General features: G+C 48.0%; 21 protein-coding genes. 4 read left to right on the plus strand and 17 right to left on the minus strand.

What is annotated here, in order from left to right; translation table 11 throughout:
• Positions 1-19 precede the first annotated feature (19 nt).
• The 9 genes from AC6CIF_RS23915 to AC6CIF_RS23955 all read right to left on the minus strand — a co-directional run bounded on the left by AC6CIF_RS23915 (position 20) and on the right by AC6CIF_RS23955 (position 11,930).
• Complete coding sequence (locus tag AC6CIF_RS23915; RefSeq protein WP_498201768.1) at positions 20-2,119, minus strand: glycosyl hydrolase family 18 protein; 2,100 nt, start codon at positions 2,117-2,119, stop codon at positions 20-22.
• Positions 2,120-3,691 carry a chitinase gene (locus tag AC6CIF_RS23920; RefSeq protein ID WP_498201769.1) on the minus strand — a complete coding sequence of 524 codons (1,572 nt, stop codon included), beginning with the start codon at positions 3,689-3,691 and terminating at the stop codon, positions 2,120-2,122.
• A gap of 371 nt (positions 3,692-4,062) precedes the next feature.
• A complete protein-coding gene (locus tag AC6CIF_RS23925) occupies positions 4,063-5,127 on the minus strand; it encodes a pectinesterase family protein (protein WP_498201770.1) in 1,065 nt (354 codons plus the stop codon).
• Positions 5,124-6,236: a glycoside hydrolase family 88/105 protein gene (locus tag AC6CIF_RS23930; protein WP_498201771.1), complete on the minus strand. Its 1,113-nt coding sequence runs from the start codon at positions 6,234-6,236 to the stop codon at positions 5,124-5,126. The genes AC6CIF_RS23925 and AC6CIF_RS23930 overlap by 4 nt, the downstream gene beginning before the upstream one ends.
• Positions 6,237-6,262: 26 nt before the next feature.
• Positions 6,263-7,240, minus strand: coding sequence for a LacI family DNA-binding transcriptional regulator (locus AC6CIF_RS23935; RefSeq protein ID WP_498201772.1), 978 nt, complete (start codon positions 7,238-7,240; stop codon positions 6,263-6,265).
• Between the two features lie 39 nt (positions 7,241-7,279).
• Positions 7,280-8,875, minus strand: a complete 1,596-nt coding sequence (locus tag AC6CIF_RS23940; RefSeq protein WP_498201773.1) for an extracellular solute-binding protein — start codon at positions 8,873-8,875, stop codon at positions 7,280-7,282.
• 68 nt (positions 8,876-8,943) lie between these two features.
• Positions 8,944-9,825 carry a carbohydrate ABC transporter permease gene (locus tag AC6CIF_RS23945; protein WP_076213874.1) on the minus strand — a complete coding sequence of 294 codons (882 nt, stop codon included), beginning with the start codon at positions 9,823-9,825 and terminating at the stop codon, positions 8,944-8,946.
• A gap of 29 nt (positions 9,826-9,854) precedes the next feature.
• Positions 9,855-10,760 carry an ABC transporter permease gene (locus tag AC6CIF_RS23950; RefSeq protein WP_047841090.1) on the minus strand — a complete coding sequence of 302 codons (906 nt, stop codon included), beginning with the start codon at positions 10,758-10,760 and terminating at the stop codon, positions 9,855-9,857.
• Positions 10,761-11,126: 366 nt separating this feature from the next.
• Positions 11,127-11,930 (minus strand): helix-turn-helix domain-containing protein, encoded by an 804-nt coding sequence (locus AC6CIF_RS23955; RefSeq protein ID WP_498201774.1) that lies wholly within the window; start codon positions 11,928-11,930, stop codon positions 11,127-11,129.
• Positions 11,931-12,047: 117 nt separating this feature from the next.
• Here AC6CIF_RS23955 and AC6CIF_RS23960 point away from each other — a divergent pair, with 117 nt between their 5' ends.
• Complete coding sequence (locus AC6CIF_RS23960; protein ID WP_498201775.1) at positions 12,048-13,271, plus strand: MFS transporter; 1,224 nt, start codon at positions 12,048-12,050, stop codon at positions 13,269-13,271.
• A gap of 78 nt (positions 13,272-13,349) precedes the next feature.
• Positions 13,350-14,132 (plus strand): ABC transporter ATP-binding protein, encoded by a 783-nt coding sequence (locus AC6CIF_RS23965; protein ID WP_498201776.1) that lies wholly within the window; start codon positions 13,350-13,352, stop codon positions 14,130-14,132.
• A gap of 200 nt (positions 14,133-14,332) precedes the next feature.
• Here the strand turns inward: AC6CIF_RS23965 and AC6CIF_RS23970 are convergent, their stop codons facing one another.
• The 5 genes from AC6CIF_RS23970 to AC6CIF_RS23990 form a co-directional block, all read right to left on the minus strand.
• Entirely contained in the window at positions 14,333-15,061 is a 729-nt protein-coding gene (locus AC6CIF_RS23970) for a class I SAM-dependent methyltransferase (RefSeq protein WP_498201777.1), read from the minus strand.
• Between the two features lie 153 nt (positions 15,062-15,214).
• Positions 15,215-16,510, minus strand: a complete 1,296-nt coding sequence (locus AC6CIF_RS23975) for a glycosyltransferase family 2 protein (protein ID WP_498201778.1) — start codon at positions 16,508-16,510, stop codon at positions 15,215-15,217.
• Positions 16,511-16,669: 159 nt separating this feature from the next.
• Positions 16,670-17,545 (minus strand): diguanylate cyclase domain-containing protein, encoded by an 876-nt coding sequence (locus tag AC6CIF_RS23980; RefSeq protein WP_498201826.1) that lies wholly within the window; start codon positions 17,543-17,545, stop codon positions 16,670-16,672.
• Positions 17,546-17,569: 24 nt separating this feature from the next.
• Positions 17,570-18,679, minus strand: coding sequence for a glycosyl hydrolase family 8 (locus tag AC6CIF_RS23985; protein ID WP_498201779.1), 1,110 nt, complete (start codon positions 18,677-18,679; stop codon positions 17,570-17,572).
• Between the two features lie 101 nt (positions 18,680-18,780).
• Complete coding sequence (locus tag AC6CIF_RS23990; protein ID WP_498201827.1) at positions 18,781-19,221, minus strand: MarR family winged helix-turn-helix transcriptional regulator; 441 nt, start codon at positions 19,219-19,221, stop codon at positions 18,781-18,783.
• 224 nt (positions 19,222-19,445) lie between these two features.
• Here AC6CIF_RS23990 and AC6CIF_RS23995 point away from each other — a divergent pair, with 224 nt between their 5' ends.
• Entirely contained in the window at positions 19,446-19,889 is a 444-nt protein-coding gene (locus tag AC6CIF_RS23995) for a GNAT family N-acetyltransferase (RefSeq protein WP_498201780.1), read from the plus strand.
• A gap of 159 nt (positions 19,890-20,048) precedes the next feature.
• Here the strand turns inward: AC6CIF_RS23995 and rlmN are convergent, their stop codons facing one another.
• The 3 genes from rlmN to greA all read right to left on the minus strand — a co-directional run bounded on the left by rlmN (position 20,049) and on the right by greA (position 23,435).
• Entirely contained in the window at positions 20,049-21,143 is a 1,095-nt protein-coding gene (gene rlmN / locus AC6CIF_RS24000; protein WP_076213841.1) for a dual-specificity RNA methyltransferase RlmN, read from the minus strand.
• Between the two features lie 178 nt (positions 21,144-21,321).
• Entirely contained in the window at positions 21,322-22,677 is a 1,356-nt protein-coding gene (locus AC6CIF_RS24005) for a sodium-dependent transporter (protein ID WP_498201781.1), read from the minus strand.
• Positions 22,678-22,958: 281 nt separating this feature from the next.
• Positions 22,959-23,435 (minus strand): transcription elongation factor GreA, encoded by a 477-nt coding sequence (gene greA, locus AC6CIF_RS24010; RefSeq protein ID WP_047840913.1) that lies wholly within the window; start codon positions 23,433-23,435, stop codon positions 22,959-22,961.
• 293 nt (positions 23,436-23,728) lie between these two features.
• Between greA and AC6CIF_RS24015 the strand changes: the two genes are divergently transcribed.
• Positions 23,729-24,601, plus strand: coding sequence for an arylamine N-acetyltransferase family protein (locus tag AC6CIF_RS24015; RefSeq protein ID WP_498201782.1), 873 nt, complete (start codon positions 23,729-23,731; stop codon positions 24,599-24,601).
• Positions 24,602-24,736 lie beyond the last annotated feature (135 nt).

Below are 24,736 nucleotides of genomic sequence, written 5' to 3' on the forward strand. Positions count from 1 at the left end.
TTGTAACGAAAATCCCCAACTATTGAACCTGCCACAATGCAGGGACATTGGATGGTTCCCATCCAGGCAAGGAAGTGTGGGATTGCAAACATTTATACGTCTTGCCGCTATACGTGACCAGCTGTCCTACAGTATAGGCTGTATTCGCCTGCCAGGCGGAAACGCCCGGATTTGTCGTTCCTGCTGTTGTTTTCACGGTCACCGCATTGCTCGCAGTAGAACCATTACCCGCCGCATCCTTTGCTTTTACCGTAAATGTATATGAGGTATCCGCAGCAAGCCCGCTGATGGTTGCTGTCGTTCCGGTCACGGATGTCGCCAGAGCCGCTCCATTGTACACATCATAACCCGTTACACCCACGTTATCCGTGGATGCCGCCCAGCTCAGCGTTATGCTGGATGTTGTTTGCGCCGTTGATACCAGGTTGGTTGGTGCAGTTGGCGCTTGCGTATCACCTCCCGGCTGAGTCGTAGTGCTCACGGTTACAACATTACTGGCTGCAGACAGATTGCCTGCCGCATCTTTTGCTTTGATCGTGAAAGTATAGGAAGTGCCTGCAGTAAGTCCACTGATCGTTGCTGTTGTTCCGGTGACGGATGTTGCAAGATTATTGCCATGATAGACGTTATAACCGGTAACCCCTACATTATCCGTTGAAGCATTCCACGCGAGCGTCACTGAGTTGGCCGTCACACCTGTCGAACGGGCATTACCGGGTACGCTTGGTGCCGTCGTATCTGCTGGAGGTACTGTGCCTCCGGTAGGCAGGTCGGCTTTCAGTTTATTTTGGAGTGTTTTGTTCCGGTCACCGCTAAGCTCCCAGAACATCGCTCCGCCGAGTCCTTTGCTTTTGATATAAGTGGTTTTATATCCAATTGACTCCGCATCGTCATAGCTAATAAATCGCTTGTTGGTCGCATTATAGAGATATGGCACCTTGGCAATGTCATTCCAGTAACGCGTGTACCCGTTTTTGTTAATGTAGTTGGTCTCCAGATCATAAAAATCAAAGGAGCCTGCTTCCCATGTTCCAACGGAAGAACCTCCCGCGCAGGTCTGATACTGGCCATTACTCGCCTGTGCGCATCCATCCCAGCCACGGCCATAGAACGGAACACCAAGCACAAGTTTAGCGGCTGGTACGCCTGCATTCAAATGTCCTTGTGCTCCGGCAGCCACATTAAATGTATTGGCATCTGGCACCCCAGCAGCCGAAGCCGCAGGGTCATAGTTCAACGGCGCGTTATGCGCGCTGACTTTTTGCCAGGCCCCGTTAAAATCGTATGTCATAATATTAATCCAGTCGACGATGGCAGCTATATTGGCAAGCTCAGTATTCGCAGCATAGGTCGTCGATGCACCGCTTGCAATCGTAAGCAGATACTTCTTGCCGTCCACAGCTCCGGCAGCATCCAGTTTCTCACGGATTTTGCTCAGAAGCAGTGTGTAATTCTGCTTATCCTCAGGACGTTTGCTGTTACCATCAAGCCCCCCTGATACCGGGTACTCCCAGTCCAGATCTACCCCGTCAAAATTGTATTTCCGCAGGAAATCGACGGCAGAGTTTGCAAATACCTCTCGCGTTGCAGCAGTCGCAGCTACATCGGAGAAGCGGTTGGACCATGTCCATCCTCCCACGGAGATGATTGTCTTCAGACTAGGATTGATCTGTTTCAGCTTGTTAAGCTGATTGATATTGCCTGCAATGGGCTGATCCCACGTATCCCCTGCAAATGTCTTGCCTGTATCAATCCATGGATCGCCAAGCACGATCGTGCCATTCGGTACATTGATTGTCTGGCTCTTCTCATTCTGACACGTCCAGGTCACCGGATTAGGGCCCGAAGGGTCCGGGTTTCCATGAACGCCGTTCCAGCAAATATCGGCAAAAGCATAGTTGATATGCGTGACTTTGGTTGGGTCGATATCCGTTACATTATAGTTTCTCCCATACGCAGCCCAGGACGGGTAGTAACCAACAATTTTATAAGAATCTGCTGCTGCTGCCGTAGCGGGTTGGAGTGCAAAAGAAGGAATAATGACGGATAAGAGCAGGGATAGACCCAGGAGAAACTTTGCGGTTTTCTTGAAAGCAGTGTGTTTATTTAAATATATCATCTAATACACAACCTCCTTTGTCGTTTGCGTGCTAAAACCATTCAGGAATGAACGATGTGCATTTGAGAACTGGTTGTTTGTGTATGCATCCCAGTTGATGGACCAGGTCATCATCCCTTTTATCCCCGCATAGCCCGCAGGCTGGAGCAAAGTATAGGAACCACCGTATGACACACCTTTGATCAAATAATTCAATGCCTTTTGCAAATCGGCTGGCGTTGTATAACCACCTCCCGCAGCCTGTTGGGAAGCCGGTACACCGATTGCAATCTGGTCCGGTCGCAAGGGACTAAAGAAAGGGCCTGTGCTGCCACCTACATGAAAGCCTTGAAGCAACATCTCCGCCATGGCCACATGGAAATCAGCCGTTCCTTGGGCGTAAGAGCGCCCATCCAGCCCCACCATGGAGCCCGTGTTATAGTGCTGTACATGAAGCAGGGTCAGATCATTACGCAAGGCATGGATGACTGGCAAGTATGCTCCCCAAGGGCCCCCGTAGCTCAGATATCCACCCTGTACATAGGCCGTCTCCGGCGCAGCCGTCAGGATGAAATTGGCGCCGAAGTGTGACTTAACCGCTTTCACGCCTTGGATGAGGTTAACAATTTTCGGTGTAGTTGGACTACGGAAATCGGTATCCCCTGCATTCAGAGACAGGGAACTTCCTTCCAGATCGATATCTAGACCATTGAAACCATACGTGGAAATGATTGATTTTAACGAATCTTCGAATTGCTGTCTCTTGGTCGCATCGGTGAGCTCAATGGTACCGTTGGCTCCCCCCATGGAAAGAAGTACTTTTTTCCCCTGGCTTTGCAGATAGGCAATATCGGATTTGAATTCGGCTACCGTCGCATTGTATGGAGTAAAAGCAAGCGTTCCGCTGCCATGTGAAATCGGTTCGGCAAAGGAGACATTAATGACGTCATAGGCTGTTGATACGTTACGAAGTCTGATATTCGTTGAACCATTATCGAAGTTATGCCAGTAGCCAATCAGCCATTTGCCGCCGGTTGGCCCCGGATTGGATGATCCATTGGAAGTTGTCACACTGAGGGAGGTGCTCGCAGCGGATATATTGCCTGCGGCATCTTTGGCTTTTACAGTAAAAGCATAAGTCGTGCTGGCTGTCAGTCCAGTGACTACAGCTGTTGTAGTTGAAGTACTTGTCACAAGAACACCGTTCCGGTACACCTCATATCCCGCTACGCCCACATTATCCGTGGATGCATTCCAGGAAAGACTCACGGAGTTGTCCGTGATGAAGGATGAAGTCAGACCCACAGGAACAGAAGGTGGTGCCGTATCTGGCGTTGGCGTTTCCCCTCCCGAACCTTCCCCGACGTATTTCCACAACGCGGGCACAACAGAGGGCTCCCATCCGGTCAACGCCGTGTGGGCCTGAATACACTCATAATCTTTATTTTGATATGTTACGAGGTCTCCTTTCTTGTATGCGGTGCCTGCCTGCCACTGGGCGGCGGCATCGGCTCTCGGTGCAAACCACGAAATAAGAAGAAGAAATGCCAAAGCAAATGTAATGACCGGGCGGAATCGAACAGCTTGATTCAAGCAAAATCCCTCCTAAGGATACCTTCACCTTGCAAACAAAAGCTTTAATAGTCCACCTGCATCTGATCTGTGATCGATTAGAGCCAACCTCATTCAGCCATCTGATGTTGCGTGTCACTTCACTCCCTTCCCTTACCAAAATGGACCTTCCCTCTCGTGTTCTTTTTTTGCAGGCACCATCCAAATTTTACAGGGAATTTACAGATCCTCACCCTGTATTTAATCAGTAAAATGCAAAAGAGATAAGGGATAAAATAGTTCTATTGGGGGCGAAAAATGTAATATAGCGCACAAAAAAGGTTTTCTTTCAACTCCTTAGGAGACTTGAAAGAAAACCTTTGTTAGATATTGCGCAGAAAAGAGGGCGTATCTTACTGCCGCTGCTCCCCTCTCCTTTCCAAAGGCTGCCATCCATCCACGCTGGACAGAATCAGAGGTACAGTGTACTCGGCCGCTTCCTGTTCGGTCAGTATTTTGGCCCAAGGCACACGATCAGCAGCACTTCCGGCACCAGGCCCGGCGCTGTTATATTCCGCATACTGAACGGTCTGCTCTGCATCTGTCTTGTTCCAGTTGTGCCATCCCTCCCGCTTCACATGAGCGCCGATCCAGCAGTTCAGAAAACAGACTTTGGCATGATGACGCCACGGTCTGCCCAGATACACCGACTGCGGCGGAGCATTGCTGGTCAGATCACAGTCCAGAAACACATAGCCGTAACGCACATCCTCCGGCGTAGAGGCTGCGGTAATCCAACCGTTCACTTGTCCATCTGCAGCCTCCGCTTCAGTCAGGCGATTCTTCGTAAAGATCTCGCAGCCCTTAAACACCACCGTAGCCGAACCAAAAATAAAATCGATATCACCTTCGATGTAACAGTCCTCGAAATACTGCCGCAGTTTGCGCCGCTCGGCACCATCGCGTGGCCCGCCAAAATAACTGCGATCCATGGGCTGCTCCGGCAGCGGGCCGGTGAAGATCGTATCCTGGTGACCGATCAAACGACAGCGGCGAAAGACCGCCCGGTCTCCATCCACATAAACGGCCAGCGCCTGACCAACCTGCTTGCCCGGCCCGGCAGCATTTACGAAGGAAATTCCCTCTGCCGTGAAATCATCAGCACCAATGAAAGCCGTATAGGAATGAAACGTATGATATGGCGACCCGTCCGGGAACTTCTTGAGTGCATGATCATCATACGTAATGATCGTCTGCTCCGCCCCCTCACCAATCAGGTGGATGCCCGGCTTCTCCATATGCAACTTCTCATGATACACACCAGCCTTCACTCGAATTGGAACGGTTCCGATGCCATTCTCCGGCAGTGCATCAACTGCAGCCTGAATCGTCACATAATCGCCTGTCCCGTCTGAAGCAACCGTCAGACAGGGAGCCGATGATTCCAATGCTGTATTTGGCAATCTCTGCTGCGTCATGGCAATCGCTCCATTTCCAGCGCTGCCAGCAGAAGCGGAGCCACCCCCATAAAGGAATCGCTTACAACCGCTTCGCTTACATAGTAGCTGTACGAGCCATCCCGATCTAGGCTTAGTCCTGCGCCATGACAGATCCCGTTTAACCGAACGCCGTCAGCCGTTTCCTCCACCAATCTGGACGAGAGTCCCTGCCATCCTTTCTCCGCTGCAGCTCTGAAATGCGGCTCCAGATAACGCAACCGTACACCCTTCGCAAGTGCATATACAAACATGCTTGACCCGGATGCTTCCAAATAGTTGCCTTTGCGGAAGCCCTGATCCAGCACTTGGAACCATAACCCGCTCTCCTGCTCCTGCACGCGTACCAAAGCATGACACATCCGTTCGAAGATGCCGATGATGGTGCCGCGCTTTGGATGATTCACGGGGAAATGCTCCACGCTGTCTACAATCGCCATGGCATACCAGCCCATCGCCCGGCTCCAGAAGTGTGGCGAGCACCCTGTCGATGAATCTGCCCAGACCTGTTCCTTCGATTCATCCCAGCCATGATAGAGCAGCCCGGTCCGCGGATCACGGGTCTGGCGTTCGATCAGCAGAATCTGATGTGCAACTTCATCCCATAACTCGGGACGATGAAATGTCTTCGCATACTCGGATAGAAAGGGAGAGGACATATACAGGCCGTCCAGCCACATCTGGAATGGATAGATTTTTTTGTGCCAGAAGCCGCCCTCCGACGTGCGGGGTTGCCCTGCGAGCTGTGCTGCCAGGAGATGCGCCGCTTCTGCGTAACGCTGATCTTCAGCACCATCCAGTAAGGCAAGCAGGTTTTTCCCTTGATTAATCTGATCCAGATTATATTCTTCCAAAGTATAGGTGCCAATAGAGCCGTCCGGCTGGATATACAGGTCCATATGTTTTTTCATAAAATCAACATACTCTTGTTTGCCATAATACTGCCCGGTTCGTGCCATCGCCATCAAGGTCATGCCTTCCACGTATGCCCATCGTCCCGAAGGGAACGCATGATAACCGTCCCCGTCACATTGCTGGATGATCGTTGCTGCAATTCGCTTAGACCAGGATAACTGTGTCTGTACCTGCATAAGCAATTCCTCCTTAAATGTTGTACTCACCTAATACATGTATGACTAACTGCTGTTGAATTGCGAAGGTTCAGCTTAGGCTGAATAACTACCGGAACGTCGACCTGTTCATCACGGATTAACGATACAATCAGCTCTGCTGCCTGCACGGCTAGTTCATCCAGAGGCGGGCCAATTGTCGTCAAGGCCACTTCGGCATATTGCATATCCGGCAGATCATCATACCCGATTAACGAGATATCGTATGGAACACTGTAACCTGCCTCAAGCAAAGCCCGGAGTGCCCCTCGGGTGACCAGGTTGTTCAGTCCAATAAAAGCTGTCGGCGAATCCGCCCCAAACGCATGATTACGTATGGCAAAATACCCGTCTTCCCAGGAGGAATACGCTGGCAGCACATGGTCTTCGTTAAAAGCCAGACCCGTACGCTGCAACGCTTCCCGGTATCCCTCCAGCTTGACGTGCTGGGAGTTGCCGATGAATCCGATTCGGCTGTGGCCCAGCGATTTCAGATGCTCCACTGCTTTGAACAGCCCTTCTTTGCGATCAATCTTGATGTAAGGAGAGTTCGGCGCTTCATCTGTACCCAACACAAAACATGGCATGTTGAGTGTGGCGAACTTTTTCCAGAACATCTCCCGATTGTCCAGTGCATAATCCCACAGAATACATCCGTCCACGCGCAGCTGGCTGAAGACATCCACGCCATCATCCGCCACAACCAGGATCATCTGATATCCCCGCTTCTTCAGCTCGGTGTGCAGGCGGCCGGAGATGTTCGAGAATAACGGATTGCTCAGCTCATCCAGTACAAAACCGATGATGTTGCTTCTGCCGGTGGAGAGCTGCCGGGCCAGCATGTTTTTCCGATATTGATGTTTCTCCGCGACCGCAAGCACCTTCTGCTTTGTTGCCGGTTTGATCGCGGGATCATCATTCAGCGCCTTCGATACCGTGCTATAGCTCACCCCCGCCAGTTTGGCAATGTCTTTAATGGTTATCAAAATCAATCAACACCTCTCATACGCCTGAAGCCCTATTTCTTATTTCTGTGCAGATTTATAACGATCATATTGTGCCTGTCTGCCCGCAATAACCTGCTCTATATTCATCTTCTTCAACGTCTCAATATAACTGTCAAACTGGTCCAGACTGGCGTCCCCGCTAATAAACTTAAAGTTCATCTCTTCCACATATGTGGTGATGTCAGGCATCGCCATGCTTTCCACGCTCGCTTCATCCGGCAGGGCATAGACAAACGGGAACGGTTCGCGCACATACGGCTCCAGTTCCTTATCCATTTTTGCATGCCAAGGGGCTACGACGGAATCGGCAGAATCGGTGGATTGGATGTTCGGCAGATTCACCGGACCAATGCCAAGCTTCTGAATGTATTCATTGTCCTTGCCTTTGTCCGTGAATGTCTTCACGCCATTCTCTTCCGTATACGTGTCATCCTTGATGCCCCACGTATAATACGTCTGTGCTTCCTCACTTACGGCATAGTCCAGGAAGCGGAAAGCAAGTTCCGGATTTTTACTATCACGTGTAATGCCAAAGATGCCACTCACTGGTGTACGTCCTACATAGAACTGATCCCCATGCGGTCCTTTCAGTGGTAAAATGCCTTTGATGATTGGCTCTTCCGGATTGTAATCCTTGAACAACGGACTGTAGACCATCGACATATACCAGCTAAAATTAAACGTTGCTCCCGTCACATCCTGAGAGATGCGCGATGTGACCTGATCACTCGTGGTACTCGCATAATCCACCCCAAGCAGCCCTTCCTTGTACAGTCTGTTCAGATAGGTCAAGTACTCCTTGTAGGCAGGCTCATAATAACTGAAATGTACCTTGCCCTGATCGTCTGCATAGAACTGGTTGGACAGATCAAGTCCAAATGCCGGGCCAAAGGCCATTGACACAAATTTTGCTTCCATGGACAGCGGAATCTCATCGGCTTTTCCGTTGCCGTTCGGGTCATCTGTCTTGAACTTGCGCAGCATCGCCGTAAATTCATCCAGCGTGGTCGGCTCGCTTAATCCCAGCTTATCAAGCCAGCGCACATTGACCATAAATACCGGCATGTAGTTGCGGGTTAACGTCTGCTGCGGAATATAATACATTTTACCATCTGGCGTCGTTAAACTGGCTTTAACCGAAGGGGACTTTTCATATATTTTTTTGAGATTCACGCCGTATTTCTCTACCAGCTCGTCAATCGGGATAAACAGGCCACTATTAATGTACTTCATCAGTTGATCCTGATCCGGCAGGTACACGATATCGGGCAAACCGGTACCAGCAGCCAGCCTCGGATTTACGGCATCCGCATAATTCTGTGGCGGAATCAGATCCCAATCCACCGTCACACCGGCGTTGCTCTCAATTTTCTTCACGATGGCTGCGGTGGACAAGTCCACATTGGTCGTCCAAGCGTTGGTGCCGAGAATAGACAACTTGGCATCCTTTTGATCCGTTACCGGCCCTGCTCCGGAATAATTGAAGGCTGGCTCCGAACTGGACGGGGTGCTCCCCGCATCGGTTCCCGCCCCTGTTCCACCGCTACATCCCGCCAGGCTGATTGCCAGTATCGCTGCGATTACACTTTTTCTTCCTGCCCCTTTAAATCTCATCCATCATTCCTCCTTGGTATGAACCATTCTGAACTCCCTTGAATGACATGACACTTAAGTAAGTAAAGCTATCCTTTCACGGCTCCGAGGGTAATTCCCTTAACGAAGTACCGTTGGATAAACGGGTAGATCGTAACAATAGGCAGAATGCTGACCACAATGGATACATAACGAACCTGAAGGGAGGAGACCGCCAGCGCACCAGATGTCATCGTACCGCCCATCTTCTGCATCACTTCCGGCGAAGCCATGATCAGCACTCTTCGCAGGAACATCTGTAAGGGCTGCATATCCTGTTTGCCCAGATATAATAGGGCCGTGAAAAAGTTGTTCCAGTGGAATACCGCATAGTACAGCGTGAGCACAGCCAGTGTTGGCTTAATGATCGGAACCGCCAGACGATACAGCATCGTCATCTCGTTGGCCCCGTCTATACTGGCACTTTCGAAAATTTCATTCGGAATGCCTTCGAAAGCTGAGCGGCAGATCATGACGTTAAACGTAATCACCAGCACAGGTAGCACCATAACCCAGCGAGTGTTGTACAGCCCAAGCGAGGTAATCAGCATGTAGACCGGAATGAGTCCACCCGAGAAATACATGGTGAAGGCGATGAAGAAATTCAGCTTGCGACGTAAGAAAAACTGTTGTCTGGATAATGGAAACGCCGCAAGACATGTTGCCACGATGTTCAACAGTGTGCCTACCACGGTGTACCAGAGGGTGTTGTAGAACGAAACCCATAACTCCTTGTATTGCAGTACCATTTGGTAACCTGACAGGGTAAATCCAACGGGCCACAATACAACTTTTTGTTTGTCGATGGCATCCACCGAGCTGAATGAAATACTAATGACGTACAGAAAGGGATACAACGTGACAACAACCGCCAGTATGGTAAGCAGGTAGACACATCCGTAGAACAAACGGTCACTTTTCGATTTTTGCATACAGGTCTCCTTTGGTCCGGGTTATAGTCTTACCAGAGTGACATCTTGGTCAGGCGGCGGGTCATGGAATTAGCAGCAAAAACAAGGATAAAGGTGATGATGGAGTTGAACAGGCCGACCGCTGTGGCGAAGCCGTAATTCTGGCCCTCAATCCCCATCCGGTATACATAGGTGGACAGGACATCAGCTGTTTCGTAGGTGGCTCCGTTGTAGAGCAGATATACTTTCTCGAAACCTACACTCATAATGCCGCCAAGCGACAGAAGCAGAAGAATGACGATGGTTGGTTTGATACTGGGTAGGGTCAGGTGCCATAGCTCCTGGAATTTGTTGACGCCATCAATTTTGCCGGAATCATACATCTCGGGGTCGATCCCCATAATGGCTGCAATGTAGATGATGGAGCTGAAGCCAAAACTTTGCCAGATGTCGGAACTCGTGAAGATGGTACGGAACCAGCTCGCATCCATCATGAAGTTCACTTTTTCCATGCCAAGACTCGCGATGAGGGTGTTCACAATACCGTCTGTTGGTGACAGGAAGTTAATAATCATGCCAGCTACAACAACAGTGGAGATGAAGTGAGGAAGGTACGTAACGGTCTGGGCAAATCGCTTGAATGTCCGGTTCTTGATCTCCACGATGCAGACAGCGAATAAAATCGGAATGGAGAACCCAAACAGGAGCGGCAGGAAGGCGAGCAAAAATGTGTTACGTAGCAGTCGCCAGAAGTAAATGGAATTCACAAACTGTTCGAACCAGCGCAGTCCCACCCACTCCCCGCTGAGCATGCCCTGCCCCGGCAAGAAATTACGAAATGCCAACAGCACGCCAGGCATCGGAAGGTACATGAAGATGAGGTAATACAGAAAGATAGGCGAAAACATCAGTAGCAAATACTTATCCCGTCTGATCAGGCTGAACAGCGTGGACATGCGTTTTTTCAACGTGAAACACTCCCCTTCGCTACATAATTACAACGTTTGAATTTTTGAATAAAAAAGAATTGTCATTTCACTGACGTATTTGTTATTCATCTCATTCACATTTGTAACAACCTATATTATTCTGCATAATAACAAGATATTAGCTTGGATTAGTCCTCCTCACACCGTATTTCTTTCTTTTCAATACTTGCCCTAACCATAATTACAACGTTGTAATTTTAACTTAAATGTATACGCTTACATAAACTTTTTCCCATCTTAGCAAAGTCTCCATCGTTTGGCAACTACAAAAATCAGTGTCATGTTATAACATTCAAAATACAGTCTCGCATATGCGAGACTGCCCGTTAAAACCTAAATGTGATTCCGATATTCCATCGGTGTCATAACATACACTCGCTGAAAGGCTCTGTAAAACTGACTGACGCTGGAAAATCCCAGTTCATAACTGATTGTGGTTACTGAATCCGTTGTATGGCGAAGCCTCCTGGACGCTTCTTCTACACGCAAATTCAGCAAATATTGATACGGTGTTGTTCCCGTAAGAGCCTTGAAAGAACGCATAAAATGATACCGGCTCTGATGCGCGACCATCGCCATCGAATCAATATCCATTGGGCCTGTGTAGGCACTGTGAATGTAATCCAGCACTCGTTGGAGATGAGGATCAATGAATGTACCGGGATTTACAGTCCTTTTTCCATTTTCCTGCCCCGTCAACATACGTCTTAGATACGTCTCAACCGCCAGTTCTGTTTCCTGCACTTGCAGCATTTCGGGCACATCATCTAACAAAATGGAATTCCAGCCTCGAAACAGACTGCTGATCTCAGCAGGATCAAATGTCTGGGTAGGTCGAAACTCAGCTCGTCCCCCAATTAACTCCGCACCTTCGAAACTGCCTAATGGCGGTTTACGGAACTTGATCACAATGACAGCCGAATCCGACCCTATCTCAAAATAATGCTCAGTCTGGGGATGAGCAATAATCCCTATGCCTGCTTTTAGCGGGTATGCATGCCGTTCCTGTACCAGATGACATTGGCCTCTGACCGGCAGCGTTAGCTGATACCAGTCATCATGCACATGAGGTTCATTCGCAAACCCTCCGGTAGCTTTCCATAATTCCAACCCATTTAGTGTCATGTTTAATTCCATCGTTTGCTCACCTGCTGACATTATAGCAAATCGTGCTCACTTTCCAAGCACTTTTCACAAAGACATGATCTGCCCCCATCTTTTATCATAGAAAAAAATAATTCGAGGTGATCTCCCATGGCTCAGGCCACTTTAAGCAAAATGCAAATCAACTCCTCCGCCAATTGGGCACTTGCCGGAGTCAGCTTCGCCCATCTGCTGAATGATGCGATGCAGACAGTTGTTCCATCTGCTTTCCCTTTATTCCAGCAGACCATGCAGCTCAGTTTCGCCCAGATGGGCTGGATTGCCTTCACCCTGAATATTACCGCATCCGTCCTTCAGCCACTGGTCGGTTATATGTCAGACCGCAAGCCCATGCCGATCCTGCTTCCCGGTGGTATGTTATTCTCTCTGATCGGTGTTCTCGGCTTAGCCTTGTCTTCCGAGTTATGGATGCTGCTTGTTTCGGCAGCATTGATTGGCATAGGCTCATCCATCCTCCATCCCGAATCCTCACGTGTGGCCCATATGGCAGCCGGACGAGGACGCGGAATGGCGCAGTCAATATTCCAGGTGGGAGGCAACACAGGACAGGCTATTGCTCCATTACTGGTCGCCTTCATCCTGCTTCCACATGGGCAGCGTAGTTTTCTATGGCTGATGGGCTTTGCCCTGATCGGTATCTTCATTCAGTCTTTTGTCAGTCGTTGGTACAGAGACAAGCTTGCCGAGACTCGCATTCGTCAGCAACGCCCTCTAAAATCAAGCGGCGCAGAGCCAGTAGCTCGGCCTGTGAGCAGGGGATTCATCGCTTTTACAATGGGAATTCTCATCCTGCTGTTGTTCTCCAAATTCGTATATATTGCTGGTATGACCGGGTATTACGCCTTCTATTACGCCGATGTATATGACTTGCCTCTCTCCCAGGCACAGATCTGCCTGTTTATTTTGCAATTTGCAGGTATGGTCGGAACCTTGCTCGGCGGCCCACTCGCTGACCGCTACGGACGCAAACCGATGATCTGGTTCTCCATTGCAGGCACTGCACCGTTTTCCCTGTTGCTACCTTATGCAGGACCCGTCTTGTCCATGGTATTATGCGGAATGATTGGACTCATCCTGATGTCCGGCTTCAGCGTTATCATTGTTTATGCACAGGAATTGCTTCCTCGTCATATTGGAACGGTATCCGGTTTATTTTTTGGCCTGTCGTTTGGCATGGCTGGGCTTGGCTCGGTTGTGTTAGGTTCCTTAATTGACGTGACCAGCATTGCGTTTGTTATCAAGTTATGTTCGTTTTTGCCACTGCTTGGTGTGTGTGCTGTATTTCTGCGCAAGGACCAACCAAGAACAGCGTGATAAGCGTTGAAACCTCACTGATTTTGTGACTACAATACACCTAGGACACTCGAGGATAACAGAAGGAAGGAATAACGCATGATTATTGATGTACAGCATGTCACTTGGAAAAGGGGACCCCTTATCCTGCTGAACGATGTGAGCTGGCAGGTTAATGACGGTGAACATTGGGCGCTGCTTGGCCTGAATGGCTCCGGCAAAACAACACTCCTGAACATGATCACCGGATATCTCTGGCCGACCGAAGGTAAGATATCCGTGTTAGGCCATGAATATGGTGATGTGGATCTGCGACAGCTTCGCAAATCCATCGGCTGGGTCAGTTCATCTCTGCAAGAGAAATTGCACGGTACAGACCGCACGCAGTATGTCGTGATTAGCGGCAAACATGCCACCATTGGCTTGTATGACAAGTTATCGGATGATGATCTGGAACAGGCACAGGAATTGATGCAAACGCTGGGCTGTCAGCACCTGTGGGATCGCGAATATCGTACCTGTTCTCAAGGCGAGAAACAGAAACTTCTTATTGCCCGAGCACTCATGGCCAATCCACGCGTACTCATTCTGGACGAGCCTTGCAATGGACTGGATCTGTTCTCAAGAGAGCAACTGCTGGAGAGCATACGTGAATTATCACAGCGCCCAGATACCCCTTCACTCATCTATGTCACCCATCATACCGAGGAAATATTGCCTGTCTTTAGTCACAGCCTCCTGCTTCGCCGGGGTGAAATAGTCAACAGTGGATTAACTAGCGAGCTAATGAACACAGAAGTGCTTAGCGACTTCTTCGAGGCACCTGTGGAAGTTGATCGGCATGGAGAACGTATCTATGTCAGAGCTGCGGCGGATTCATAATTGCGGGGTTATACACAGCAAAAGTATCAAAGGTATCGAAACATAACAGTAAAAGCGCAATATCTTATCCACATGTGGATAGATTTTGCGCTTTTTACTGCTATATCTAGTGTTATCCACCGTTTTCTGTGTAGAACTTTCTAATTTATGAGTATAACTTAGTTATGTCCTTCTATTTATCTATACGTTTTACCACTATCCTATTTCCGGGCACTTAAAAACAGAAACAATGGAATGCGTTGCCTGCGCAGATAGGTTTCCTCGTTTACAAAATATGCACGTTGTGGTGCTGACTCGCGCAAATGTTCTACACGGAACCCTGCCCGCGGCAATGCCATAAAATACGATTCAATGGAACGATGCATCTTTTTCACAGAACCGCCCAGCCACTGCTGCTCCCGATATCCTTCTACAAAATACTGATCAACCACCCAATCCGTTCGAGTGCCAGAGGGTTGCAGTGTGGACGTGATCACAGGATGTTCTACCGAGAATACAAATGTCCCGTTCTCTTTCAAAGTGTTGTATATGTTGCGGAACAGGCTCTCCACATCCTCAATATAGTGAACAGCCAGTCTCGATATAACCAGATCGTACACTCCGGCCGGGTAGGTCCAGTCTTCCATGAAGGCTTGCTCAATCCGGGCATTCAATCCTTTTACCGACTCGTTAGCTGCCTGAATCATATTCACAGAACCTTCAATTCCCGTATACGTTGCACCTTCGCGCTCCCGACTCAGCAATTCTGCGGCGAACCTTGCATCTCCACAACCAAGATCCAGTATATTCTTGCCAGCAACGTCTCCGATCAACTCCAGCATCACCGGCTTCTCCAATGTATCATTGGCGTTCTCCTGCCACTTGCGACGTTCCATGTACTTTTCGAAATTCGCCTCATTATCGTAAAAGTCTGATCCTCTGCCCTTCATTCCGTGACCCTCCATTTTAGATAAGCATGCTTCATACTTACAGCCTGTAAGAGTATACAGAATGTGGATGTACCTGGCTATACCAAAAAAGGCTGTTGTCTGGAGTTGTCCAGTAACAGCCCTTCTACCTTACACTTCTACAATTTTTGTCGCTTAGCCAAAACGTTCTGTTTTGTACCATTTGCTTTCGCGTTTCCGAATCTTGTCCATGATCAAGGAGTAGAAAGCCTTGATCGAGATCAGGATGAACAGCTGTGCATACGTGAAATAGGATACGCAGGCGTAGATGAAATTACGGGTATTGCTCTGTCCAATATCTGCGGCAAGTGCCAGATTGATCTGTAACACGTAAATAAAGTACATAAGCGCCCAACCAATGACCAGGAACACATACGCATCACCGGCAAACTGGAACGGTGAGCTTACCTCTGGTTTAAATATGGCAATCACCCGATAAACCAGATTTACGAGAAATATAATATCCGATACAATGATCGCAAGCATGAACCAGAAATAACTGACGGCATAATAGATGACCAGCAACTTATTACGCCAACTGGAACGGTTAAACAGGTTATGGATATTATCCAGTACCACCTGGTAGTTCCCCTTAGCCCAGCGTTCGCGCTGCTTCATGTATACACGAAGCTGTTCCGGCTCCTGCTGATAGGCTTCCGCTTGCGGCGCAAGTGCCACAAACTGTCCGCGATTCAAAATCTCGAATGATAAAGCCGTATCTTCTGTAATGGCTGTCACATCCCAGCCACCAATGTCCCGGATCAACTGGGTTTTGATAATGTAATTCGTGCCCGGGATGGAACCCAGCTGGAACAATTCCCACAGACCCGTGTGATACACACGTTGCGAAGTAATGATCTCCAGATTGATGCATTTGGAGAGGAAATTCTGTCCTCTGTTGCGTGCTTTGTTTCTGCCAAAAACCACGCCATATTGTTCAGGGTTCTCAAGCGATTTTTGCGTCAAAAACATTAATGCATTCCGTTCAGGTGCGGCATCTGCATCGAAGATACAGATCCAATCACCCGTGGCAATTTCCAGTCCGTCATTTAATGCCCCGGACTTGCCACCTGTTCCTTTTCGCTCCATTACCGTTACATTGCGATGCACATAACTTGTCTGACTGAGGAATGATCTCAGCTTCTCTGCAGTATCGTCTGTACAGTTATCCGCGATCACGATGACCTGAACTTTATCCTCCGGATAATTCAGGCGCAGGATATGCTCTACTGTCGCAACAATGACCAGACCCTCGTTATGTGCAGGTACCATGACCGTGACTGTTGGATAATGATCCATATCTTCAGGGATCTGAATGCCTTTTTTGTCCTGTTTATTAATAAAACGAATGGCCCCAGCCATGATAACAATGGACTCGAATACGGCAATCCAGATGCTGAATATCGATAACAGCAGAATAAAATCAGTCAATTAATTTCCTCCGATCGTACTTGCGATTGACTTTTGACCGAAAACGAAGGGTAGCAATCGTTAGTAAAACGGTACATACGGCAAACATACAACTGACAGCGATACAGACAGGGATGAACCAGGACATATAATCCACAGCAAATCTCTCCTTCCTGTTCGTTAGATATATTCACCAATGAGATCCGTCTCTGTGTTCCGTTCCAGCGCCGCAATAACTGCATCGATATCCTTATACTTACTGAATTGTTCCTTGTGGAATACCAGCGCACCAGTACGAATAACCGTCTGCAATTCATTTCCCCTTTTATCGATAATCTGCAGATCCATCATGGCTTTTTTGATCCGTTGTTTCAGAATGGGCATGTACTCCGCATTGGTCATCGGGCAGATAATGACAAACCTTCCCCGATCCACAAAAAATTTATAATCCTCAAACCGGATCTGCTTCTGTATGGTAGTGGATAGTTCAAGAAGGAACTGTGCATAGCGCACGGAACCGAGTGATTCCAATACCAACGGCAAAAACTCGATCTTGAACATCGCCATGCTGAAACCATATTGCTCCGAATAACGTCTGGCCAGATTACTTTGTTTAACAAGTGTGTCCGCAAGGGCACCCTTATTCCCCAGGGAGGTGTCCAGATCAATCTCCGGATTACGTCCCTTAAGCTCCTGCAGACGCTCTATGACACGCGCTCTACGCACAAGACTTGCCTTGATAAAGGCAGCCACAACCGCATTAGCCGGAATGAGCAACCACCATGAGAACGTAAGCACATTGACATCCGCGTAAGTAACAAGCCATACAAAATAAGCGACCAGATATATAAATCCGAGGACGACAGACACTCCGACAGGTATCACAAAACCCAGAATCAGCGCTCCAAGCGACACGATGCTAAACACAAAATCCTGTGTAGTATAGCTCTGATTCATATAAATTTTAAGATAGACAGCGAGCTGCTGAATCACGGCTAATCCGATCAAACTGGCATATCCCCATGCAATACGACGGATGGGTGCTTTATTCCTCATCATAGGTTTATTCTCTCCAGTAGATTACTTCTTAAGTGAATTTTGTAATGCAGTCTCTCCAAGCAGAGGAAAAAGATTATCAAACAGATGTGTGTTTCCACTAAATACATATCCACCTCGATAACGAGATTCCTGAGTACGCAACGTAATCATATGGTTATACAACTGTTTGGCCCATTTTGGATCACCTGAACGTACAGCGAGTAAAATGGCGAGGCCATATACCGAGGAAGATTCATAAGAGACGGCAGGTGTGCGTGATTCTCGCTTATACTGTCCGGGCAGCTGATGCCGGGTGTTGAACTCCTTTTTCAAAAACGAAATGAGCTTGTCCGGTTTGCGGTCGGTCACCGTTAGATGATTCGCCACGATCAACTGGTCGATCAGATTCACCGTATCATCATACGTATATTCTTTACGGACCACATCGAAGGTCTTCGGATAAAACAATCCATCGTCAGGCATCCTCTTTAGCAAAGCTTCGTACTTGGCATAGGTTCCCGGTTCCACCATCTGATGTTTTTCCATCAATTGCAGAGACGGGAGATCAACATAAACCAGGCTTAACGTATCTGTGGAGTGACCACTCGCAAAATCGTGAAAATCAACATAATATCCTTTATTCTGAACCGATTGCGAAAGTGTACGGGATATTTCCGAAGCCGTTTTCAGTTTGGCTTCTCTTCCTTGTTCCCATTGATCTGCTGCCTTTAATAAGGCACCGACAATCCGAAAATCATCGCCAAGCGCATTGGTAGTCACTTGAGATTCACCTTTGGCATCCAGCTTCCAGGCAATATATTTTTGCGGCATGAGGAAATAGGTCGTCAGCAGTTTATAGCTTTCCTCGAATAACGCCTGATCATTCTTGGCTACAGCATATTGCATCCAAAGACCAAGTGACTCAGATAAAGCCTCTCTGCCTGCTACGATGTCCGCTCTCTCTGAGGTAGCATCTTGCAAATAGGACGCAAGTGTACCATTGGGATTGGTCATATGATCTTGGACAAAGGATACCGTAGGGGATGATTCATTCATCACGAACCGCTCCTTCACAAAAATAATTAATGCCGCCGTGATACTGACTGTCAATATGATCCACCACGTTAGCTTTTTCCGGTTTACCCGTTTCATGACTCCCTCCTGTACTGTTGCTGCTCTGGCATAATGGCTCTTCTCCTTTAGATCGGTTCGGCTAGAGTCTGGGATGTAGGGGTCAAGGATCGTTCCTCTGTTCATTCCGAACTATCCATGTAGGGTCTTCGTCCACCCTTTTTGACAAATTTCCAGTCCACCTCGATATTATGGCGCATTCGGCGGAGAAGCATAACCGCGTTTTCGATCTCTTCATCCGTCAAACCGTCCAGTGTCACCTGATCGGAATGAACGCCCTCTTTACGAATGAATTCCCATGCTTCAAGCCCAGCTTTGGTGGGATACAACACCTTATTCTTTTTATTACCCATTGCTGGCTGTTTAATAATAAATCCATCGGATTCGAGTTTGCTAATCGCTCTGGCCGCCGTTGTGCGATCTACTTTAATTAATTCGGCAAGCTGATTCGGAATAATGCCCGGATTCTCACAGATTCGATATAGATATAGATATTGTCCACGGGACAGGTTCAGATGCTGAAACTCGACATTACTGATTGAATCCAGACAGCGGGCAATCATACCAATTTCACGCAGCACTTCTTTTTTCTCAGTCAACACACTCACGCCCCTATATAATTGTTGCATTCGCAACATAATTGATGGTATAACTACTGTTGAATTGGTTTCAATTTTAAACATATAGCTCAAACCGTATACATGGAACGAAAATCGTTCCATATTCCTGTTATGTACCAGTTTATCACGTCAGGATAACATTACGATCACCCAAAGGAGAAACATTCATGAATACAACGATTGTTGAAGTTAATAATCAGGAATTGCTCGATGCCTGCTTCGCCATTCGCACCGCTATTTTTGTTGAAGAACAAGGTGTACCCGCAGCGGATGAATTCGATGCTTATGATACATTAGACGCGGAGGCGCGCCACATTCTGCTCTACGTAGACGGAGTACCTGCTGCTTCCTCCAGACTGCGCATTGTGGAACAGGTCGCCAAATTGGAACGGATCTGTGTCATGCTGAATTACCGTAAACACGGCCTGGGCCGTGTGCTGATCGACAAGCTGGAGCAGATGGCTATTGCTGATGGTCTGGAGAAAGCCAAGCTGCACGCACAGGTACAAGCTTCCGGGTTCTACGAACGTCTCGGATATGCACCTGCGTCGGAAGTATTTATGGAAGACGGCATTCCCCATCTGCTGATGACCAAAAAACTGAAATCATGACATTCCAAAAAACGCCTCCGTTATCACTTCTCAGTGATATACAGAGGCGTTTTGTATTCAGGCAACGCATTTGTGATCCAACAACGGTAAATGGCACGTATAGGCACCCATTAGAGCAACCAAGTATCCTAACTTTACTTGCCAGCTCCGCGTTGTATCTTATCCCAATGCCAGACGGTCTGGCTCAGATTCGGCAACGTTGTTCTTCATTTGTTTACTCCGCAACTGTCCGCAGGCGGCATCGATATCCGTACCATGTTCCATACGTACAGTGGAGTTGATGTTGTTTTTTTTGAGCGTATCATAGAAGCCCAGAATCGACTCTTCTGTACTCCGTTGATACTGACTGTGCTCATCCACCGGATTGTATGGGATCAGATTCACACTGACCATACTTCTGCGACTGGACAACAGTTCAGCGAGCTCCGCGGCATGCTCACGTTGATCGTTAACATCACGTAGCAGGATGTACTCAAACATGATGCGTTTGTTCGTTGTAGCCAGATAATAATCCACCGCATCCATCAATTGCTCAATCGGGAAAGCCCGGTTGATCTTCATGATGTGTGTACGCAATTCATTATTCGGTGCATGGAGAGAGATCGCCAGATTAACCTGCAGACTGCTGTCTGCAAATTCCTTGATCTTGTCCGGAAGGCCACTCGTGGATACCGTAATCCGTTTGGCGGCAAGTGCCAGTCCTTTGCGATCCTTGATGACTTCGATGAAATCACTCATGTGCTGGAAGTTGTCGAATGGTTCGCCAATACCCATCACAACCACGTTGGTTACCCGCTCGTCTTGACCTGCTGCATCCAGATGTCGCTGCACATGCATAATCTGTTCCACAATCTCTCCAGCGGTCAGGTCTCGGCTCTTCTTGATCAGACCGCTCGCACAGAAGCTACAGCCGATATTACAGCCCACTTGTGTGGTCACACAGACGGTAAGTCCGTATTTTTGCCGCATCAATACCGTCTCAATCAGGTTGCCGTCCTGCATCCGAAGCAGAAATTTCACGGTACCATCTGCCGATTCCTGCTTCACATGTTCGCTCAGCGAGTTCATTGTGAAATGCTCGGAGAGTACATCCAGACATTCCTGACGGACATCGGACATCGCGGGGAAATCGTGTACACGCTCTTGATATAACCATTCCCAGATCCGGGATGCACGGGATTTTTTCTGCCCATGCTCCGGCAGCCAGGAACGTAATTGCTCTAATGTTAATCCATATATGGATGATTTGTTCATTGTATAATCCTCTTTTCGCAAAAAAGCATATGGCTTATCGGTCCTACCCAAAAAACCTCTACTCCTTATTGTCCCAAAATTGACGAGGGAAAACAAGGGCTTTTGCAATTCTTCCAAGAGGTTTTATCCATGGTAAATCTGCACAACAGACAACATTTATACCTATCTGGTCTTCAATTTAGAAGTGAATGATACCGGATGTGTGCAGGAGAACCAGCAGAACCAGAATCGGAGCCACGTAACGCAGCATGAACAACCACACCCGGAACCATCCGGAACGCAGGCCGGAAGCTTCCGCAGCCGTTTTCCAGAAGTATCCGGCAAAAATCGTTACAAGCAGTCCACCGACAGGAAGCAGAATGTTAGACGCTATAAAGTCCATCCAGTCGAACACACTCTTCGATCCAATGGTCCATTCAGGCAATAAGCCGATCGACAGTACCGAAGGAAGTCCCACGAGGAAGACTGCCAGTGATATCACCCATACTGCCCGATTCCGACTCCAGGACAAGCGTTCCATGAAATACTTCACCGGTACTTCCAGCAAGGATACTCCCGAAGTTAATGCGGCAATAGCCAGCAGGATGAAGAACAGTCCTCCAAACAGGAAACCAAGTGGCATGGCCGAGAAGGCTGCCGGGAGAGCTATAAAGATCAGTGAAGGACCCTGATCCGGTGCAATACCAAACGAGAATGTCGTTGGGAAGATGATCAGACCAGCAATGAATGCATAGATCAGGTCACCTGCACCGACGGCGACGGTTGCCGCACCGAGGGATTGATTTTTATCCACATACGAACCGTAGGTTACAAGAATACCCATCCCGAGGGACAGGGAGAAGAAGGCATGTCCAAGCGCTACCAGTGCGGATTCGGTTGTAAGCTGCGAGAAGTCGGGATTCAGGAAAAAGGAAACCCCCGCACCTGCACCTGGCAACGTGATTGCCCGAATCATCAGGATGATCAGCAGTACCATCATCGCCGGAATCAGCACCTTGTTAAACTTCTCAATCCCGTTGGATACCCCTTTGGCTACAATCCAGCCCGCAATGAGTACGGATATCAGTTGCCATACAATGGGCATATAGCCACCTACGAAGGAATCGAACTGTCCGGCATAATCCGGATTGGCAAACAACGTTCCACTAAAGGATTTAAGTGCATATTGCAATGTCCAGCCCGCAATAATGACATAAAAGGACAGGATGATAAACGGTGTCAATACTTGCAGCAATCCGGCTGCGAGCCAGCCCTTATGTCCACCTGCTTTGATAAAAGCCGTAGCTGCACTACCTCTGCCACTGCGACCAATCGCAAGTTCCGCCAGTAGCACCGGCAGACCAATAAGTAGCAGACAGACAATGAAGAGCAGGAAGAATGCAGCTCCCCCGTTTTCGCCCGTAATGTACGGGAACTTCCACATGTTGCCCAGACCAACCGAACTGCCGATGGCTGCCAGAATAAATCCGGCACGTGAGAATCGCTCACCTGTGCCAGCGTTGTCTTGATCCAGATTAGGCTTATTAAAATTCATCGTATCTACTCCATCACTTTAAAGTTTTCCCGTAATTATATACTACTCCCCTTGTCAGGTCATTCGAAATTCGAAATTTGTCGAAATGTTATTTTTTTACATATAAAACACACGGAAATCTTCATCTCATAAGTTCCTTAAACACAGTATGTGATAAAGTCCGTTAGTCCAACCGTATGAAGTTTCAACAAAGCCTATCTCCAACCGTTCAAAGCCCAATAGAATCAAAAGAGGTGTCCCCTCAGCCACTTGGATGACTGCGGAGCACCTCTCTTTTTGAATTACACTTTAATTTGAAGTAACTCGTACTTGATAACGCCCATCGGAGCATTGACATGAATGACGCTGCCCACTTCTTTGCCCATTATCTCTTTGCCCAGCGGGCTCTCGTACGAAATTTTATTATTCGCAACATCGGCCTCGGCAGGGCCAACCACTTTATATTCAATCTTCTCGGCGAACTCAATGTCATTAAGCAACACCGTCGATCCAATGCTCACTTTGTTGGAGTCTATATTATCTGAAGAAATGACTCTTGCTTTTGTCAGCATCTTCTCCAAGATCAAAATTCGGGTCTCCATAAAGGCCTGATCATCTTTGGCTGAATGATACTCACTATTTTCCTTCAGGTCACCGTAACTGATCGCGAGTTTCAGACGAGCTGCCAATTCCTTACGCTTCACCGTCTTCAAATCCTTCAGTTCGTCCTCCAGCTTTTCCAAGCCTTCCTGTGTCAAAATCACTTCATCATTAGCCATTTTTCCATCTCCTAATCCTGCTATCTATCTATATTCTAACCTATATCCACTCCAAAGGGTTAGCATACCCCGGAAAAAGAAATAGCTCATCCATATATTGTATTTCAATGACATCAGAACCATGTCCATCTCTTGAGATGATTTTCAAGGCTTTGTTCAATAATTGTACCGTTACAATCTGCTCAACTGATGATGTTGTTTTTATCCGTTCACTTTTACAATGAACTCAGGGCAGCAGAAGTTTATAAAAATTTGGGCTGCAGCCCACTATATGACGTGAGGTGATCTGAATAATGATTGAACTATTGAAAACAGCTGAAATACAGGCCTATCTGAAACGGATCGGCATAGATGATATAAAGGAACCTACACTGGAATTCTTATTTGAACTCCAGCGAGCACATGTGCAATATTTATCCTGGCAAACGGTCGATATTTTTGCAGGTCGTCCTGCGGGAATCGGTCTTCAAGATTCAATTCAGCTTATATTACAGGGACGCAGCGGATACTGCTTTCATCTAAATGGTGCATTTAGTGTTCTTCTCCGCTCGCTGGGTTATACGGTTGATTGGCATCGCGGGGGAGTACAGCCTCATGGGGAACAACCCCGTGTGAACTCATTCCATCTCGGTCTGTCTGTCCTTCTGCCGGATGCTGACCCGACAGTTGAGCGCTGGATTGTAGATGTAGGTCTGGGCGGAATGCCCTTTGAACCTCTGCCACTTCGTTATGAAACTTATGGTTCAGCTCCGTTCACGTATCAATTGATGCCATCATCTGTTGCTGCTGGAGGATGGCGGCTTGAGTACGAGCCGAATGGGCCAAGTGAAGGCGTCGACTATGCTCCCGAGGTAGTCCACGATCTGGGGGAGTTCATTCCCAAACATGAATTCTACAGTCGGGCGTCCGAATCACCTTGGCATAACGCATTTTTGCTTCGTCAGCGTAATGAGAACCGCAGTAATGAACTACGTGGATGTATGCTTCGAACACATGATATCGAAGGGATTCAGAAAACGGAAATCCAGACGTATGCCGAGTGGCGTGAAGTGTTAACTGGACTCTTCCATGAGCCCTTGGTGAATTACAGTGAACTGGAATGCCAAGATATGTGGGATCGAGTGCAGGCTGCACATACGGAATGGAAACAAGCGCAAGAAGCATGAAGAGGAAGATGCAGAACCTGAGGCCTTAACATGAAAGCGAGACAATCGGCTTGCTTTCATGTTAAGGGGCACCCATATAGTGATGATTTGGGAGGAAGAGTTGAGGGGACGATCCATATAAAGGAAAGTTATTGA

The sequence above is a fragment of the Paenibacillus sp. GQ49 genome (genome assembly GCF_059759055.1).